Genomic DNA, 18,245 nt, shown 5'->3' with positions numbered 1-18,245 from the left:
TCCCAGGGCCTCCGGAAACTCCGCGGAGACCCAGAAGCTCCCGGATCCCGAAGCCGATACACCGATACACCGACCCACCGATACACCGACCCACCGATACACCGATCAACCGCATCTTCCGAAGACTTACGAGAGTCCGCCATGTACGAGCTGTCCCGGGTCCGCCTCTACTCGATCGGGCCTGCCGGTGCGCGCTACGCCGACACCGTGCTTGACCTGCGGGGCGTGGGTGAGGTCGTGCCCGATCCCGCCCCCACGCAGGCGGAGTTCTTCGAGGACGAGCCCGTCGGCCCGCCGCGCCGGCCCGCACCCGCGGGCGTGCTGTTCCTGGAGAACGGCGGCGGCAAGTCCGTCCTGCTCAAGCTGATCTTCTCGGTGATGCTGCCGGGCCACCGCAACACCCTCGGCGGCGCCAGCTCCGGCGTCCTGCGCAAGTTCCTGCTCGCCGACGACTGCGGCCATGTGGCGTTGGAGTGGCAGCACGTGCTGACCGGCGAGTGCGTGGTCGTCGGCAAGGTCAGCGAGTGGCGCGGCCGTCAGGTGTCCAACGACCCGCGGAAGTTCGCCGAGGCCTGGTACTCCTTCCGGCCCGGCCCCGGGCTCACCCTGGACAACCTCCCCGTCGCCGAGTCCACCGCCGTACGGCCGTCCGCCGAGGGCCAGTCGGGCGCGCAGGGCCGGCGGCGCACGATGAAGGGCTTCCGGGACGCGCTCACCGACGCGGGCAAGGCGTATCCGCACCTGGAGGTGCACTGGGAGGAGATCCACGACCGGTGGATCGAGCACCTCGGCGAGCTGGGCCTGGACCCCGAACTCTTCCGGTACCAGCGCGAGATGAACGCCGACGAGGGCGAGGCGGCCGGCCTCTTCGCGGTCAAGAAGGACTCCGACTTCACCGACCTGCTGCTGCGCGCGGTGACGGACACGCGGGACACCGACGGTCTCGCCGACCTCGTCAGCGGCTTCGGCAACAAACTGGGCCGACGCGCCGAGTTGATCGCCGAACGGGACTTCACCGCCGGCTCGGTGGACCTGCTCGGGCGGATCGTCCAGGCCGCCGACGCCCGGGCACGCGCGCGGGACATCCACACCGGGGCCGAGCGCCGCAACCGCACCCTCGCCCGCAGACTGTCCGCGCGCGGCCTGCGGGAGCGCACCCGCGCCGCCGACCTGGCCCAACGGGTCACGGCCGCCGCCTACGCCGTCACCCACTCCGAGAGCGCCCGCGAGCGCAGCGCGCTGATCGCCGCCGAACTCGCCTTCCGGCACGCCTCGCTGGCGCTCGCCGCCGCCGAGAAGTCGGCCGCCGCGCAGAAACGCGAACTCGCCGAGGCACGCACCCTGCACGCCGCCTGGCAGGCCGCCGAGGTCTCCCTGCGCCAGCGCGCCGCCGCCGACCGGGTGGCCCGGGTGTCCGCCGCCATCCAGGAGGCCGAGCGGGACGCCGCCCCGGCGCTCGCGGCCCGCGCCAAGGCCGCCGTCGACCTCGTCCGCGCCCTGCACGGTGCCGCCGGAAACGCCGAGACCCTCGCCAACGAGGAGGAGGAACGCTCCGCGGCCCTCCAGGAGGTCGGCGAGGCCGCGCACCGCGACGCCACGTCCGCCGCCACCGAGGCACAGCGCGCCCGCAGCGAGGCAGGACACCTGCGCCAGCGCCTCGCCGAGGTCGAGCAGGAGACCGCCGAAGCGGTGCGCGCCGGCTGGCTGGACGACAGCGCGCCCGACGCCGACCCCGCGCGCGCGGCCCTCGCCGCCAGCGACGCCGAGAAGAGCGCTGTCGCAGCCTGGGACACCGCCCGGGAGGTCTCGCGCAAGGCCGCCGAGCACGCGCGCGAGGCCGCTTCCGCCGAGTCCCGCGCCGAACTGACCGCGGCCCGCGCGGCCGACGCGGCGACGGGCGCGGCGCGGTCGTACGAGGCCGAGCGCCGGCTCGCCGAGGCCCTAGCGGGCGAGGAGCGGCTGGCCGAACTGCTGAGCGTGACCGGTGCCTCGACCCCGCGGATCATCCCGCAGCCGCGCCAGGAGGACGAGGCCGAGGGCACCGGACTCACGCCCGAGGACCTCGACCGCTACGCCGACGAGCTGCGCGAACTGCTCGACGACACGGTCTCCTCCGCCGAGCGGCAGCTGTTCGAGCTGCGGACCGCCGCCGCCGACGACGCCCGCATCCTCGGTGCGCTCGGCGACGGCGGACTGCTGCCGCCGGGCCCGGACGTGCTCGCCACCGTGGAGTACCTCGGCGAGCACGGCATCCCCGCCCTGCCCGGCTGGCGCTACCTCGCCCAGGCCGTCGACCCCGTCGACCACGCGCGGGTCCTCGCCGCCCGGCCGGAACTGGTCGACGGTGTGATCATCACCGACCCCGACTCGCACGCACGCGCGCGTGAAGCGCTCGGCGAGGCCGCCCTGCTGCCCCGGTCCGCCGTGGCCGTCGGCACCGCCGCCGCCCTCCTCGCCCCCACCCCGGCCCCCGGCACCGACAGCGGTGACGTCTTCCTCGTACCGCCGAACCCGGCCATGCACGACGAACACGCCGCCGACGAGGAACGGCAGACGCTGCGCGCGCGGGCCACGGAGCGGGACGAGGAGATCCGCCGGCTCGCGGCCCGCCTCGGCAAGGACCGGGAACTGGCGGCGCGGCTCTCCTCCTGGCGCACCGGCTGCGGCCGGGCGGCTCACCGAACTGGCGCGGGCCGCCGAGGAGGCGCGCGCGTTCGCCGAGGAGTCCGAGGCCGAGCTGGCCGAGGCACGGACCGTGCGCGCGGAGGCCGACGAGGCGGCCGCCGAGGCCGCGCAGGTGCGCGACGAGCGGCAGGAGACCGCCCAGAAGGCCCGGCGCGCCGCCGACGCCCTCGCCGGGCTCGCCTTCCGGCTGCGCGAGCGCGCCGGCTGGCAGGTCAAGCTGCGTGAACTCGCCGACGAGGCCGCCGAGTCCGAGGCGCGCGCCCAGGCCTGCCTGGAGCGCGCCCGCGCCGCCGACGAGGACCGCCGTGCCGCCCAGCGCGCCGCCGACGACTCCCGCCGCACCGCGCGTGCGCTGCGCGCCGAGCGCTCCGAGATCGCCGGCGCCCCCGATGACGTACCGGAGGACGAGCCGGGCGCGCCGAAGGCGTCCCTGCCCGCCCTGCGGGAGGCCTACCGGGCCGCCTCCCAGCTGTACGAGAAGGTCGGCGTCGGCGCCGACCTGCGGGCCGAACAGGCCCGGGCGGAAGGCGACGAGAGCGCGGCCCTGGCGGAACTGGACCGGCTGAGCAACAAGGTCCGCACGCGCGCGGAGCAGTTGCTCCAGTCACCGGACGGCTCCGACGGACCGTCCCGGCAGGCCGCCTCCGCCCGCGCGGAGGAGCTGGTCCAGCTCCTGGAGACGCGCGTGTCCACCGCGAGCGAGCAGCTCGGCCGGCTGCGCGGCGAGGCGGAACGGCACGCGCCGGAGGACGGCGACGCCCACACCGAACTGCCCGAGGAGCTCCAGCCGCGCGACGCCGACCACGCGCAGGCCCTGCTGCGCACCGCCACCACCGAACTCGCCTCCCGCACCGAGGCGTTGGCCCGGGCCAGGGAGGCACACGCCGAGCTGCGGGACGCCCACCGCGCCGCCGAGGACGCGGCCGGCGGCTTCGACGAGATCGCCGCCATGCTCCGCGACCTGCTGCGCGAGCACATCCCCGAGGAGGAACAGGAGGCGTCGGAGCCCTACCCCGGCACCCTGGAGGAGGCCCGCCAGTCCGCGGCCGAGGCCCGACGGTCGCTGCGCGGCTGCGCCGCCGACCTGTCCGCCGCCGAGGCCGCCGTCCGCGAGGCGAGCGACACCCTCGTCCGGCACGCCAACTCCACCCGGTACGAGCAGGTGCGCACCCCCGCACGGCAGCAGATCCGCGAACTGCCGGCCGCCGCGCTGCCCGAGCACGCCCAGAAGTGGGCGGACGCCTTCGCGCCCCGGCTCCGCGTCCTGACGGACGAGTTGGAGCAGCTGGAGCGCAACCGCGACTCGATCGTGGACCGGCTGCGCGGTCTCGTGGAGTCGGCTCTCGCCACCCTGCGCTCCGCCCAGCGGCTGTCCCGGCTGCCCGAGGGACTCGGCGAGTGGTCCGGGCAGGAGTTCCTGCGCATCCGCTTCGAGGAGCCCGACCAGGCCACGCTCACCGAGCGGCTCGGCGAGGTCGTCGACGAGGCCACCCGCGCCGCCGTCAAGAAGAACTCCGACCTGCGGCGCGACGGCATGTCCCTGCTGCTGCGGGGCGTCGGCGCGGCCCTTCAGCCCAAGGGCGTCGCCGTCGAGATCCTCAAGCCGGACGCCGTGCTGCGCGCCGAGCGGGTGCCCGTCGGGCAGATGGGCGACGTCTTCTCCGGCGGCCAGCTCCTCACCGCGGCCATCGCCCTGTACTGCACGATGGCGGCCCTCAGGAGCAACGACCGGGGCCGCGACAAGCACCGTTACGCCGGCACGCTGTTCCTCGACAACCCCATCGGCCGGGCCAACGCGACCTACCTTCTGGAACTCCAGCGCGCGGTCTCGGACGCCCTCGGCGTGCAGCTCCTCTACACCACGGGCCTCTTCGACACGACGGCACTGGCCGAGTTCCCGCTGGTCATCCGCCTGCGCAACGACGCCGACCTCCGGGCCGGCCTGAAGTACATCAGCGTGGAGGAACACCTGCGCCCGGGGCTGCCACAGGCCTCCTCCGGCGAAGCGGGGCACAGCGAGATCACGGCGACCCGGATGTACAGGCGCGCGGCGCCGAGCGCCCCGTAGCCGCACGGCAGGGGGAACTGCCGCCCCGACCCTGGCCGGTCACGCAGTTCCCCCGCCCCTGGACCGTCCGCGCGTCCTCCCGCAGGAGATCCGCGCACTTCTCGCCGATCACCATCGTCGTGATGCACGGATTGACCGCGACCAGGTCGGGCATGACCGACCCGTCCGCGACGCGCAGCCCTTCGACCCCCTTGACCACCGGCAGCGCTCCCGCGCCGACGGTGGCTTCCCCGCCCTGTACGAACGCGACGGCCGCACGACCGCCGTGCTCTCCGTCGACCGTCCACGCCCCTTCATGCGGGCACGGCGCGCACTGGCGGCAGAGGAGGGACGGACGAGGCCAGGGGCGGCATGACCGACTGCCCGCGCGGACACCTCGGGAGCGAGACCGGTGTGGCCGGCGCGCTGAGCGGCGTGTCTCGGGAGACCTGTCCCAGGTTTCAGGAGTGGGACAGCTGGCCGGCGCCGCTCCGCCGACGTATCCGCTCCTGCGCGCGCTCGGCGGTCCGCTCCTGCCGACGTGCCCGGCGACGCTCGCGGCGCAATGCTCGCGCGGTGCTGCTCGGCGTCGACACGACGCCGTTGCGCTGGTTCCACACCTGGCGGGTCACCCAGACGTCCAGTGCCCCCCAGGTGGCCACCACAGTGCTGATCACGCTGCTGATGACCATGGGTAGCGCCAGCCAGGATCCGGCCAGCGTGCACAGGAAGGCGACCATGGCCTGAAGCAGTGTCACGGCGATGAAGAGCACCGCCCGCACCGCCGACCTGCGGACCGGGTCCGGAAGCCGACGCCGACGGGCCGGCTCCTCCACCCACAACGGCCGGTACACGGCCTGTTCCTGGTTGGTGCGAGACGCGCCGACGTGCTCGGCCGCCCCGGTTCGACCGGTGCCCCGGGCCGTGCCCTCGGCCGTGTCGCCGACAGCCGCCCCGGCCGCCGGCAGACCACTCCGCCTCGTCAGGCTGCGCCCCTGCGCCGGAATGCCGCGATCCGGTGCTTCGGGTTCGCGCAATGCCGTACTGCGCGCAGCCGTGCCGTCCTCGGGCGCCTTGCGCCGCTCCGCCGTGCCCATCAACGTGTCACTCCCCACCGCCGGCAGACTGCTTGCCCCCGGCTCCAAGAACCGGCCCCTCAACGGCTGCCCGGCTTGCGCTCTTTTACGCCGCCCAGGTGCGGCATGCGGCACGTGTGGCCGATTCCGCCCCCAATTCCCAATGAGTAGGACGACCGACCCGCCCTGAAGATTCCCGAACTGCGAAAAATTCTGGCCAACTCCTCCACGACGCCGATCGGATCCGGCAACACTCGGATGCCCTGGTTCCGGGAGGCAATCTCCCGCAATGGGCGGACAACTCCCCCTGCACCGACGGTTATGCGGACGTTCAGATTCCGGACGCCTCTTCGAGTTGACCGCGCGTCGGTAGTAGGCTCGCGCCGTTTGTTGACGCACATGCGTACCCCCTGCCGGTGGGGGTTCGAGCTGGGGGAGTCCATGCGCTTTCGCGGGAAGTCGATCCGCCGGAAGATCGTGGCGCTGCTGCTCGTGCCACTGGTGTCCCTGACCGCCCTCTGGGGCTTCGCCACGGTGCTCACGGGCCGCGAGGCAAGCCGCCTGTTCACGGTGTCGAATCTCGTGGAGAAGGTCGGCTACCCCGTCGAGGACACCGTCCGAATCGCCCAGCAGGAACGCCGCCAGACCCTCGTCTACCTCGCCGACCCCCGCGCCTCCGACGCGCTGTCCGCTCTGCGCCGCACCCGGACCGCCACGGACGAGGCGCTCGCGGAGATCCGCACCAACGCCAAGGACCCCGACGTACACGAGGTGCTGGACCAGGACGACAGCGAGAGCCTGACAGCGGTCCTCGACGCCTTCGACGGCCTCGACTCCCTGCGCCGAGGCGTCGAGGAGGGGACCGTGACCCGCGCCCAGGCGCTGGATCTCTACAACCGCCTGATCGACCCCTGCTACACCCTGCTCGCCACACTGGACGTCGTCGACAGCGTGGAGATGGACAAGCAGTACCGGGCCCTCGTCAGCGTCGCCCGCGCCCGCGAGCTGCTCTCCCAGGAGGACGCCCTGCTCGGCTCCGCCCTGGTCGTGGGCCGGGTCACCCGCGACGAGATCCGTGCCATCTCCGATCTAGAGGCCCAGCGCGACGTCGTCTACGACATCAGCCTCGCCCAACTGCCCGTCGCGGAGCGCGAACGCTACGAGCGCTTCTGGAAGAACGGCACCACCGCCCCCCTGCGCACGGCGGAACAGGCGGTCGTCTCCACACAGCCCGGCAAGATGCCCCGCGGGGTCACCGCCAAGACCTGGGACATCGCGGCCGCGAACGTCCTCGACGAACTCGGCAACCTGGACGAACAGGCCAACGACCGCTACCAGGACCGCGTCCGCCCCGTGGCGATCGAGGTGATCGTCAAGGCGGTCGTGGCCGGCGTCTTCGGCCTCATCGCCCTGCTCGTCTCCCTCGTGCTGTCCGTGCGCATCGGCCGTGGGCTCATCCGCGACCTGCGCCAACTGCGCCTGGAGGCCCACGAGGCGTCCGGCGTCCGGCTGCCCAGCGTCATGCGCCGACTCTCCGCGGGCGAACAGATCGACGTCGAGACCGAGGCTCCGCGGCTGGAGTACGACAAGAACGAGATCGGCGAGGTCGGCCAGGCCCTCAACACCCTCCAGCGCGCCGCGGTCGAGGCCGCCGTCCGACAGGCCGAGCTGCGCTCGGGCGTCTCCGAGGTCTTCGTCAACCTCGCCCGCCGCAGCCAGGTCCTGCTGCACAAGCAGCTCACCCTGCTCGACACCATGGAGCGCCGCACCGAGGACACCGAGGAACTCGCCGACCTCTTCCGCCTCGACCACCTCACCACCCGCATGCGGCGGCACGCCGAGGGCCTGGTGATCCTCTCGGGCGCAGCCCCCTCCCGGCAGTGGCGCAAGCCCATCCAGCTGATGGACATCGTGCGCGCCGCCGTCGCCGAGGTGGAGGACTACGAGCGCATCGAGGTCCGGCGCCTCCCGCGCGTCGCCGTCACCGGTCCGGCTGTCGCGGACCTCACGCACCTCGTGGCCGAACTCCTGGAGAACGCCACGGTGTTCTCCCCGCCGCACACCGCCGTCCAGGTCCTCGGTGACCGGGTCGCCAACGGCTTCACCCTCGAGATCCACGACCGTGGCCTCGGCATGGCGCCCGAGGCGCTCCTGGACGCCAACCTCCGGCTCGCCGAGACGCCCGAGTTCGAACTGTCCGACACCGACCGGCTGGGCCTGTTCGTGGTCAGCAGGCTGGCCCAGCGGCAGAACGTCCGCGTCTCCCTTCAGCCCTCCCCGTACGGCGGCACGACCGCGGTCATCTTCATCCCCGACGCGCTCCTCACCGACGATGTCCCCGACACGAACGGCATCGGCTTCCGGCTCGACCGCCCCCGGCCTCCGAAGGAGACCGAGCCCGCCAGGAGCCGCAGGTCCGCGCTCGCCCAGACACCGGTGCCGCTCCCCGGCCCGCCCGCGCTGCTGGACGGGCGGTCGAGCTGGAGGCCCCGGTCGACCTGGACGCCTTCGCCGGCTTCGCGGTCCCGCTGGACGACGACAGTGGTGAGCGGGGCGGCCTGTTCCGTCCGGGCCGGTCCCTCACCCGCACGCAGGACGGGCCGGCTGCCGACCCCGTCGAGCCGCGCCGCCGGCTGTCCGACCTCCGCAACGAACCGGACCTTCCCGCGACGGGCGACCCCGCCGATCCCGTGCCCCTGCCCAGCCGACGGACGCCGAAGCTGGTCAGCTCGCACGGTCGCCCGGTCACCGACCAGCGGTCCCGTCGCGCGGAGGCGGGCGAGGAGGTCCCGTCGTGGCCGACCGGTCGCCGCCCGGAGCAGGACGGCCCGGCCCCGCTGCCTTCCCGCCGCCGCGGCGCGACGCCCCAGATTCCCCGGAGCACCGGTTCCGCCGAGCGCTCCGGCGACGGCGATGCCGCCGAACAGCCGTCGCAGCCACCGGCCCTGCCGACCCGCAGCCGGCCGTCCGGCCGGGGCGAGGAGACGGCCGACCTCACGCGCGACGCGCCCCACCGCGGCGCGGAGCCGGCCCCGGGCGGCCCTGAGGGCCCCACCGGCACGTCCGGCAGCGCGCCCCATGACACCGGCTCGGGTACGGGCGCCCTGCCCCGCCGCGTACGGCAGGCGAACCTGGCCCCACAGCTGCGCCAGGGCCCCGAGCGACCCGCCGAGGACCGCTCGGAACCCGCTGACCGGGACGCCGACGAGGTCCGCAGCCGCATGGCCTCCCTCCAGCGGGGCTGGCAGCGCGGCCGTGCGGAGAACACCGCGGACGACGATGCCCACAGCGGCACGGCACCATCACCAAAGAACAAGGGGGACGGTCGATGACCGCACCGAAGACGACCGGCCACACCACGACCGACAACGGCCAACTGAACTGGCTTCTCGACGACCTCGTCGACCGCGTCGCCGGCATCCGCAAGGCCGTCGTGCTCTCCGGCGACGGCCTGGCGACCGGAGCGTCCCAGGACCTGACCCGGGAGGACAGCGAGCACCTGGCCGCCGTCGCCTCCGGCTTCCACAGCCTGGCCAAGGGCGTCGGCCGCCACTTCGAGGCCGGCAGCGTCCGCCAGACCGTCGTCGAGCTGGACGAGGCCTTCCTGTTCGTCACCGCCGCCGGTGACGGCAGCTGCCTCGCCGTCCTCGCGGACGCCGACTCGGACGTCGGACTGGTGGCCTACGAGATGACGCTCCTGGTGAAGCGGGTCGGCGCACATCTGGGTACTGCCCCGCGCACCGATCTGCCCTCGGGCGGGTAGTGGGATGGTATGAGGACAGACGGTCAGGGAAGAAGCCACTGGTTCGACGACGAGGCCGGACCGGTCGTCCGTCCGTACGCCATGACGCGGGGCCGCACCACCAGTGCGGTCCAGCACCGTCTCGACCTGATCGCGGTCGTCGTGGCCGAACCCCACGCCGACGACCCGGACGCGGACCTCGCGCTGTCCCCGGAGCACGTCGACATCGTGGACCTGTGCCGGGACGCCCCCCAGTCGGTCGCCGAACTGGCCGCCGGACTCGACCTGCCCATCGGCGTGGTGCGGGTCCTTGTCGGAGATCTCGTGAACGCCGAATTCGTCCATGTGAACAGGCCCGTACCCCCGGCCGAGCTGCCGGACGAGAGTGTTCTGCGCGACGTGATCGACGGCCTCCGAGCGTTGTGAGCAGCGCGGAAGCGGGGTGAGGACGTGACAGGCAGGCAGTTCTGGGTGGACCGGGGCGGCATCTTCACGCACATCGTCGGCGGGATCCGGTTCCTGGAGCCCATGACCGTCTCCACCCTCTCCCGGCGCCGCCGTGTCCCGCCGTACGGCATGGCGGCACGCGCCGACGGCACCGTCGTCGAACGCGGCGGCAGCGACAGCGGCTGCGTGGACGTCGGCCCCGGCGACGTCCACGTCATCGAGACCCCGGCGGCGGCTACGGTCCACCGCCCACGACCCCATCGAGCAGGAGAAGCAACCGATGATCTTCGGGCGTTCTGAGCGCGGCAAGCCCCCGGTCGAGCCCGTCACGCTCAAGATCCTGGTGGCAGGCGGATTCGGCGTGGGCAAGACGACCCTCGTCGGTGCCGTCAGCGAGATCAGGCCGCTGCGCACCGAGGAGTTCCTCACCGAGGCGGGCCGGCCGGTCGACGACACCACGGGCGTCGAGCGCAAGCACACGACCACCGTCGCGATGGACTTCGGCCGCATCACCCTGCGCGAGGACCTGGTGCTGTACCTGTTCGGTACGCCCGGACAAGAGCGGTTCTGGTTCATGTGGGACGAGTTGTCCGAAGGTGCCCTCGGTGCGATCGTGCTCGCCGACACCCGCCGCCTGGAGGACTGCTTCGCCGCAGTCGACTACTTCGAACGGCGTTCCATCCCCTTCCTCATCGGCGTCAACTGCTTCGAGGAAGCGGCCCGTTACCCCGTCGAGGACGTACGTCGCGCCCTCGACCTCGACGAGGCCGTACCGGTGCTGCTGTGCGACGCCCGCGACCGGAGTTCGGTGAAGGACGTACTGGTCGGTGTCGTCCAGCACGCCATGGACCACGACGCCGGCCGCCGGCAGACCGTCACCACCTGAGCCGCGCGCACGGCCCGTACCCCCGCCGACCGGGGTACGGGCCGCGGCTCAAGGAGACGCACGCGCGCGTGGCGGGCCCGGGCTATCCCTGGCCGTCCTCCAGCCACCCGAAGCTCTTCTCCACGGCCTTGCGCCAGTTGCGGTACTCGCGGTCCCGGACCGACGCCTCCATCGTCGGCGTCCACTCGGCGTCCTTTTGCCAGTGGGTCTTCAGTTCGTCGAGGTCGTTCCAGACACCCGTGGCCAGCCCGGCCGCGTATGCCGCGCCCAGGCAGGTCGTCTCGGAGACCCGGGGCCGGATCACGGGCACCCCGAGGACGTCCGCCTGGTGCTGCATGAGCAGGTTGTTCTTCGTCATGCCCCCGTCCACCTTCAACGTGGTGATCCGCACCCCGGAGTCCTGGTACATCGCGTCGACGACCTCACGCGTCTGCCAGCTCGTCGCCTCCAGTACGGCACGCGCGAGATGTGCCTTCGTGACGTACCGGGTGAGCCCGGTGACGACTCCGCGCGCGTCGGAGCGCCAGTAGGGAGCGAACAGGCCGGAGAACGCGGGCACGATGTACGCGCCGCCGTTGTCGTCGACGCTCGCCGCCAGCGTCTCGATCTCGTCCGCCGTGCGGATGATGCCGAGCTGGTCGCGGAACCACTGAACGAGCGCGCCCGTTATGGCGATCGAACCCTCCAGACAGTAGACCGCCGCCTCCCCGCCGATCTTGTACCCCATCGTCGTCAGCAGCCCGTTCTTCGACGGCACCGGCCGGGTGCCGGTGTTGAGCAGCAGGAAGCTGCCCGTCCCGTACGTGTTCTTCGCCGTCCCCACGTCGTAGCAGGCCTGCCCGAACACCGCCGCCTGCTGGTCGCCCAGCGCCGAGGCGACCGGCACACCGGAGAGTCGGCCCACCGCCGTGCCGTAGATCTCGGCGGAGGACCTGATCTCCGGCAGGACCGCCTCGGGCACGTTCATCGCGGCGAGGATGGAGGCGTCCCACTGGAGCGTCTCCAGGTTCATCAGCATGGTGCGCCCGGCGTTCGTCACGTCCGTCACATGTCGGCCGCCGTCGACGCCGCCGGTGAGGTTCCAGATGAGCCAGGAGTCGATCGTTCCGAAGGCGATCTCGCCGCGCTCGGCGCGGTTCCTGAGGCCGGGCACGTTGTCGAGCAGCCAGGCCGCCTTGGGGCCCGAGAAGTAGCTCGCCAGGGGAAGCCCGGTCTGCTCGCGGAAGCGGTCCTGCCCGTCGGTGCCGCCCAGTTCTCTGCAGAGCGCGGCGGTCCGGGTGTCCTGCCACACGATCGCGTTGTGCACGGGCTTGCCCGTGGCCCGGTCCCACAACACGGTCGTCTCACGCTGGTTGGTGATGCCGAGCGCGCTGATCCGGTCCGCGCGCAGGCCGGCCCGGGCGATCGCCCCGGCGACCACCGCCTGCACCTTGGACCAGATCTCGGTGGCGTCGTGTTCCACCCAGCCGGGCCTGGGGAAGATCTGCCGGTGCTCGCGCTGGTCGACGGCGACGACGGCGCCGTCGCGGTCGAAGATCATGCAGCGGCTGGAGGTGGTGCCCTGGTCGATCGCGGCGACGTACTTCTCGGCGTTGTCCGTCATGGCTACCCCTTGGGCTGGGTTCAGAAGGCGACGTTGTGGAGAAGGCCCGAGAGCACTCCGCCGATCAGCGGACCGACGACGGGGATCCAGGCGTGGCCCCGGTCGGAAGTGCCCGTGTTCGGGACGGGCAGGAACGTGTGCACGATGCGTGGACCGGGATCCCGTGCCGGGTTGACGGCGTAGCCGGTCGGCCCGCCGAGCGAGAGGCCGATCCCCACGACGAGCAGGGACACGATCAGCACGAGGGTGCCGGACTCGCCGAGCCCCTTCGTCAGACCGAAGGCGAGGATCGGCAGGACGAGCGCGATCGTCGGGATGATCTCGGTGATCAGGTTGGCGACCGGATTCCGGATCTCGGGGATGGTCGAGAAGACGCCGAGGGTCGGTGTCGGCTCCTCGGTGGTGCCGGTCTGCCGTACGTTCGCCTGGAACTGGGCCAGGTGGACCAGGTACGCGAGGACGGCACCGATCACGGCACCGATCACGGCGCCGAGCATCTGGCCGAGGAGATGGACCCAGACCCTGCCCCATGCGCCCGTGTCGACCGCGATCCCGAGGGTGACGGCCGGATCGAGATGCCCGCCGGACAGCGGCGCAGCGGTGTACGCCCCCGTCGGCACACCGAACCCCCAGCCGAAGGCGATCACGGCTCACCCCGAGGCCCGCGCCTTGGAGTGTCCGAGCGTGACGGCGGCGCAGACGCCGGCGCCGAACAGGATGAGAACGGCGGTACCGGTGGTCTCGCCGACGAGTATGTCCGCGTTGCTCATGGCGGCTCCTGGGCCCGGCCCGGGGGATGACCCCGGCGCTCCGTGCAGGGTGCGGTTCCCGTGGCTGCTCCAGCCAGGGCAGGGAGGTCCCGCGCCCCGCCCGGCGTCCGTGACGAGCGTGCCGTCGAAGCCGGATCGCCCTGGGGACAGGAGGCCGTGAGGGCATGGAGCCCTTGTTGCGCTACGCCTGGATACGCCGAGAATGTACGGCGATGTCGGCCGACAACGGGAAGTGTTCACCGGCGTCCAGGGAGCGTCAAGGAGGGCGACGGCAATGGTTGGGGAGCGCGGGTACGGAAGGTCCGCGCAACGGCCGGTATCCCGCCGGACTCCGCACGCGTGACGTCACGGGAGCTTGCCACCGTCATGTGAGAAGTGAGGGAGGCCCTACACGGCGGCCCTCGGAGCCCTGACGACGACCCTGGCCCGGACGGACGTCCGCCGTGGCCCCGTCGCTCCGGCGCGTTCCTCCGGACAGGCAGGAGGCCCACTGAGGCCCCCCGCAGGCCGCCCGGCGGACCTCCCCTTCGCCCTGAAGGCCCCTCAGCCCGCGCCTGGCTCGGCCCCCACCGAACCCGCTGCCGCGACCGACGACACCCCTCGCCGGACCTCGTGCCCCGGCAGTCCCGCCTGCCCCAGCACCCAACTGGCCCCGCGCAGCGCCTTCGCGGCCTTCTTGAGCGGGGCCAGACAGGCCGCAGCCTGACGGTGATCCGTGACGCCGCCCGGCACGCACAGGACCGTGGCCAGCGACAGCGTGACCGGAAGGCCACCCGCCGACCAGGGCGCGTCCAGCACCGAGGCAGCCAGCGGAGCCAAGCCCTCCGGATCGGTCAGGACCAGGAAGTCGTCCCCGCCGATGTGTCCCACGCGCGTGTTGCCGGATGCCGCGAACTGAAGCGCCCGCCCCACCGCGCGGATCAACTCGTCGCCGGCGGCGAACCCGACGCCGTCGTTGACCTGTTTGAAGTGGTCGACGTCCAGCCAGCTCAGGGCGAAGGACCGGCCGTCCGCGATGCGCCGGTCCACCTCACCGGTGATCGCGTCCGAACCGGGCAGCCGCGTCAGCGGATTGAGCCCCGCCGCCTCCTCGACCCGGGACTCGGCGAGCGCCCGCACGAGGTCGGCCAGCCGGACGACGCCCACGCACCGCCCGTGGCGGTCGACGACGGCGACATCGTCGGAGGTGCGGTCCCGGTCGCCGTCCGCGACCACGTCCAGCACCTCCCACGCCGTGGCGTCGATGCCGACCGCCCGGGGCGGATCACCGAGCTTGGCCGCGGGCCGGTCGGTGTACAGGGCGTGTCCGTAGCGGGCCGACATCGACAGCAGGAAGCGCGAGCGGTGCAGTGAGCGGACAGGCACCCCCGCGCGGTCCACGAGCAGCACCCCGGACACGTCGGGCGAGCCGGTCAGCAGCGCCCGGACCTGACCGGCGGAGGCGGTCGCGGGCAGGAGCGCCGCCGGCCGCACGAACTCCCGCACCGACGGGCCCGAACGGGGCGCCGAGACGCCGTCGGGGGAGCGCGGAGGCAGGTAGACGTCCGCCGCGGGCAGTCGGGCCGGAGGCGCGAACAGCTCCCCCTGGGCGAGCTGCGCACCGGCCGACAGCGCCGTCGCGCACTGCAACTCGGTCTCCACCCCCTCGACCCCCAACAACGCCCCCAGTTCGTCGCACAGCGTCCGCATCGCCCGTACCGCCGCCGGTCGGGTCAGCAGGGACGCATCGAGTTTCACCAGGTCGGGCGCGATGTCCGTCAGCAGCCGCAGCGGAAGGTCCCCGTCGCCGACGCCGTCCGCGCTGATCCGGAAGCCCTGCTCCCGCAGTCCGGCCAGCGCCTCCAGCAGCGCGGGCTGCGGCACGTGGGTGTACGGCGGCACGACGTCGAGCGTCACCTCCCACGGCAGCCGGCCCGCCTCGCGCACCGCGTCGTACAACGGGGTGAGCCCGCCGAGATCGGCCAGAGTGCCGGCGAACACGTTGACATGCAGCGGCAGCAGCGTCTCCCTGAGCACCGCGGACCGGATCGCCAAGACGGCCACCCGGCTGTCGAGTTCGGGGTCCCGCCGGGCCTGCGCAAGAATGTCGCCGCTCTCCGGGCGGGCGAGTATCTCCAGCCCCGCCACCGCTCCGGTGGCCAGATTGACCACCGGCTGGAAGGCGAAGCGGAGAGTATCCGTCCATGAGCGCACGGCAGCATGATGGCGCTACCGACGTCTGCCCAGGCCCAGTTCATAAGACGTTCACGCAGGCTTCCGAGCTGGTCACACACCGTACGAAGCGCACGGAGGGACCGGGGTACGGCGACGGCTTGTCCTCCTGGCTCGCCCACGGCCCTCCGGCGGGCAACGACCGTCACCTCACCTCACCTCACCGCGACCACCGCCGAGCCGTGCCCGAACAGCCCCTGGTTCGCGGTGATGCCCACGCGCGCGTCGGCCACCTGACGTTCGCCCGCCCGACCTCTCAACTGCCAGGTCACCTCGCAGACCTGGGCGAGTGCCTGGGCGGGAACCGCTTCCCCGAACGAGGCCAGCCCGCCGCTCACGTTCACCGGTACACGACCGCCCAGCGCCGTGACGCCCTCCCGCAGCAGCTTGGCGCCGTCACCCTGCGCACACAGGGCGAGATCCTCGTACCACTGCAACTCCAGAGCGGTGGACAGGTCGTAAACCTCGGCCAGGGAGATGTCCTCGGGCCCGATCCCGGCCTCCTCGTAGGCGGCCGTGGCGATCGACGCCCGGAACGCCTGCCCGGCCGGCTCCATCGCCGCCGCGGAGTCGGTGGCGATGTCCGGCAGGTCCAGCACGGTATGGGGATAACGTGGCGTGACCGTGGACACCGCGCGGATCCGCACCGGGTCCGCCGCCCCGTGCCGCCGCGCGAACTCCAGGCTGGAGAGCACCAGGGCCGCCCCGCCGTCCGAGGTCGCGCAGATGTCGAGCAGCCGCAGCGGATCGGAGACCACGGCGGAGGCGGCGACCTCGTCGGCGGTGACCCGCTTGCGGTAGCGCGCGTAACGGTTCAGCGCGCCCATGGCGGAGTTCTTCACCTTGACCTGGGCGAAGTCCTCGGCCGTGTCCCCGTGCACCGCCATGCGCCGACGCGCGTACAGCCCGAAGTACGTCGGATTCGTCGCGCCGAGCACCCGGAACCGCAACCAGTCAGGGTCGTCCGGCCGGTCGCCGCCCGCGGGCCGGAAGAACCCCTTGGGCGCGGCATCCGCCCCCACGACGAGCACGACGTCCGACAGACCGGCGAGGATCTGCCCGCGCGCCGCGTCGATCGCCTGGGCGCCGGAGGCGCACGCCGCGTACACGCTCGTCACCCGGGCGCCCTGCCAGCCCAGGGCCTTGGCGAAGGTCGCCCCGGCGACATATCCGGGGTAACCGCCACGCACTGTGTCCGCGCCCACGATCGAGCCGATGTCCCGCCAGTCCAGGCCGGCGTCGGCCAGTGCCGCGCGCGCCGCCACCACGCCGTACTCGACGAAGCCGCGCCCCCACTTGCCCCAGGGGTGCATGCCCACGCCGAGCACCGCCACCTCCGTCGTCATGCCCTCACCCCCGTCGGCCGCCAAAACCAGGTCGTCCAGGTGGTCTCCGCGTCTTCACCGAGCACGCCGGGAACGACCTCCACCTCCATGCCCACCGCCAGATCGGCGACGGTGACCCCGGGAACCGCCTGTCCCAGCACCACCATCCGCTCGGACTCCAGCTCCACAGCGATCAACGCGTACGGCTCCCACGGAAGTTCCGCATCGGTCACATAGGGTGATGGAGGCCGGTAGCGGCTGTCCGTGTACGACCAGACGTGTCCGCGCCGCGACAGGGGGATCTCCTCCAGGTCGTCTCCCGCGCAGCCCGGATTGCGGCAGCGGCTGTCCTCACGGGGGAAGAAGACCGAGGCGCACCGTGTACAGCGCGTCCCGAGCAGCCTGAAGTCGTCCCCCTCGCCGCTGAACCACCCCGCGACCACAGGTGTGCGTGTACGTGGCACAGTCCCTCCCCGGCACGTTATCTGACGGAACGTCAGGAGTGTGGCACGCTCACCGGGAAATGGGCAGGGAGTGCGGCTTGTGCGGGCGGACCGCATGCGATCGTCTTCCCGAACGGAACCTGGACCTGATAGATGCAGGGGACATGACACGATTCTCCAGCGCGGTACGCGGCGTCGTCACCGCCCTCGCCGCCCTCCTGGCCGTGACCACCGCGTCCGCCACGGCCCGCGCGGACACCGAGCCCAAGGCCCCGGCGGACTTCGTAGCCCTGCGGACCGTGGACCGGACGATCCTCCAGGAGATCCGCTACTTCACCCCGCACAACTTCGTCGGCGAACCCGTCGACGGCTACCGCCGGCCGCTGTGCATCCTCACCCGGCCCGCCGCCGAGGCTCTGCACAGGGCCCAGACGAAACTCCTGCGCCAGGGCTACACGCTCAAGGTGTACGACTGCTACCGCCCCCAGCGCGCGGTGAACCACTTCGTCCGATGGGCCGAGGACCTCGGCGACCAGGCGACGAAGGGGGAGTTCTATCCGAACGTCGACAAGACCCGCCTGTTCGAGGACGGTTACATCGCCGAGAAATCCGGCCACAGCCGCGGCTCGACCCTGGACGTCACACTCGTCAGGCTGCCGGTCCGACGGACCAGGCCGTACGTCCCCGGGGAACCCCTCGTGCCCTGCTTCGCGCCACAACAGCAGCGCTTCCCGGACAACTCCGTCGACATGGGCACCGGGTTCGACTGCTTCGACACCCTTAGCCACACCCTCGACCCGCGTATCCAGGGCGAACAGAGGGCCAACCGGCTCCTCCTGAAGAGCGCACTGGAGGAGCAGGGCTTCGTCAACCTCGCCGAGGAGTGGTGGCACTACACCTTCAAACCCGAACCCCACCCCGACACCTACTTCGACTTCCCCGTCTCCGCCAGATCCCTCACCACAGCCCCCTGAGCCACCCGCGCACGACGTCCGCCTCTGATCGGATAC

9 protein-coding genes and 5 pseudogenes are annotated in these 18,245 nt (G+C 72.4%); 7 read left to right on the top strand and 7 right to left on the bottom strand.

Features of this window, described 5'->3' with window-relative positions:
* Positions 1-141 precede the first annotated feature (141 nt).
* A pseudogene (locus BM536_RS19080) lies at positions 142-4,753 on the top strand (coiled-coil domain-containing protein).
* 70 nt (positions 4,754-4,823) lie between these two features.
* On the opposite strand, the pseudogene BM536_RS42970 reads toward BM536_RS19080, so the two are convergent.
* Together BM536_RS42970 and BM536_RS19070 are read right to left on the bottom strand one after the other, a co-directional pair.
* Positions 4,824-4,949 (bottom strand): annotated as a pseudogene (locus BM536_RS42970) (GMC oxidoreductase); the annotation flags it as partial.
* A gap of 244 nt (positions 4,950-5,193) precedes the next feature.
* Positions 5,194-5,829 carry a hypothetical protein gene (locus BM536_RS19070; protein ID WP_073492930.1) on the bottom strand — a complete coding sequence of 212 codons (636 nt, stop codon included), beginning with the start codon at positions 5,827-5,829 and terminating at the stop codon, positions 5,194-5,196.
* 420 nt (positions 5,830-6,249) lie between these two features.
* Here BM536_RS19070 and BM536_RS19065 point away from each other — a divergent pair.
* The 5 genes and pseudogenes from BM536_RS19065 to BM536_RS19045 all read left to right on the top strand — a co-directional run bounded on the left by BM536_RS19065 (position 6,250) and on the right by BM536_RS19045 (position 10,883).
* A pseudogene (locus tag BM536_RS19065) lies at positions 6,250-9,140 on the top strand (sensor histidine kinase).
* Positions 9,137-9,571: a roadblock/LC7 domain-containing protein gene (locus tag BM536_RS19060; RefSeq protein WP_073492910.1), complete on the top strand. Its 435-nt coding sequence runs from the start codon at positions 9,137-9,139 to the stop codon at positions 9,569-9,571. The pseudogene BM536_RS19065 and the gene BM536_RS19060 overlap by 4 nt, the downstream one beginning before the upstream one ends.
* Positions 9,572-9,580: 9 nt before the next feature.
* Positions 9,581-9,976, top strand: a complete 396-nt coding sequence (locus BM536_RS19055) for a DUF742 domain-containing protein (RefSeq protein WP_073492912.1) — start codon at positions 9,581-9,583, stop codon at positions 9,974-9,976.
* Positions 9,977-9,979: 3 nt separating this feature from the next.
* Positions 9,980-10,297 (top strand): annotated as a pseudogene (locus BM536_RS19050) (hydantoinase B/oxoprolinase family protein); the annotation flags it as partial.
* A complete protein-coding gene (locus tag BM536_RS19045) occupies positions 10,278-10,883 on the top strand; it encodes a GTP-binding protein (RefSeq protein WP_073492916.1) in 606 nt (201 codons plus the stop codon). The pseudogene BM536_RS19050 and the gene BM536_RS19045, both read left to right, overlap by 20 nt.
* Before the next feature lie 82 nt (positions 10,884-10,965).
* Here the strand turns inward: BM536_RS19045 and glpK are convergent, their stop codons facing one another.
* From glpK to BM536_RS19020, 5 genes and pseudogenes are all read right to left on the bottom strand, one after another.
* Positions 10,966-12,486 carry a glycerol kinase GlpK gene (gene glpK / locus BM536_RS19040; protein WP_073492917.1) on the bottom strand — a complete coding sequence of 507 codons (1,521 nt, stop codon included), beginning with the start codon at positions 12,484-12,486 and terminating at the stop codon, positions 10,966-10,968.
* Positions 12,487-12,506: 20 nt separating this feature from the next.
* Positions 12,507-13,256, bottom strand: a pseudogene (locus tag BM536_RS19035) (MIP/aquaporin family protein).
* A 543-nt stretch (positions 13,257-13,799) separates the two neighbouring features.
* Positions 13,800-15,449: a GGDEF domain-containing protein gene (locus BM536_RS19030; protein ID WP_094103248.1), complete on the bottom strand. Its 1,650-nt coding sequence runs from the start codon at positions 15,447-15,449 to the stop codon at positions 13,800-13,802.
* 173 nt (positions 15,450-15,622) lie between these two features.
* Entirely contained in the window at positions 15,623-16,813 is a 1,191-nt protein-coding gene (locus BM536_RS19025) for a lipid-transfer protein (protein WP_073492932.1), read from the bottom strand.
* Complete coding sequence (locus tag BM536_RS19020) at positions 16,810-17,235, bottom strand: Zn-ribbon domain-containing OB-fold protein (RefSeq protein ID WP_073492919.1); 426 nt, start codon at positions 17,233-17,235, stop codon at positions 16,810-16,812. The genes BM536_RS19025 and BM536_RS19020 overlap by 4 nt, the downstream gene beginning before the upstream one ends.
* 164 nt (positions 17,236-17,399) lie before the next feature.
* On the opposite strand from BM536_RS19020, the gene BM536_RS19015 reads away from it, so the two are divergent.
* Positions 17,400-18,209, top strand: a complete 810-nt coding sequence (locus BM536_RS19015) for a M15 family metallopeptidase (RefSeq protein WP_079274984.1) — start codon at positions 17,400-17,402, stop codon at positions 18,207-18,209.
* The last annotated feature ends 36 nt before the right edge of the window (positions 18,210-18,245 follow it).

This window comes from Streptomyces phaeoluteigriseus (assembly GCF_001896135.2).
Taxonomy (GTDB): domain Bacteria; phylum Actinomycetota; class Actinomycetes; order Streptomycetales; family Streptomycetaceae; genus Streptomyces; species Streptomyces phaeoluteigriseus.
Note: the sequence above shows the minus strand (reverse complement) of the source record. Positions and strands in the feature narration are given on the sequence as shown.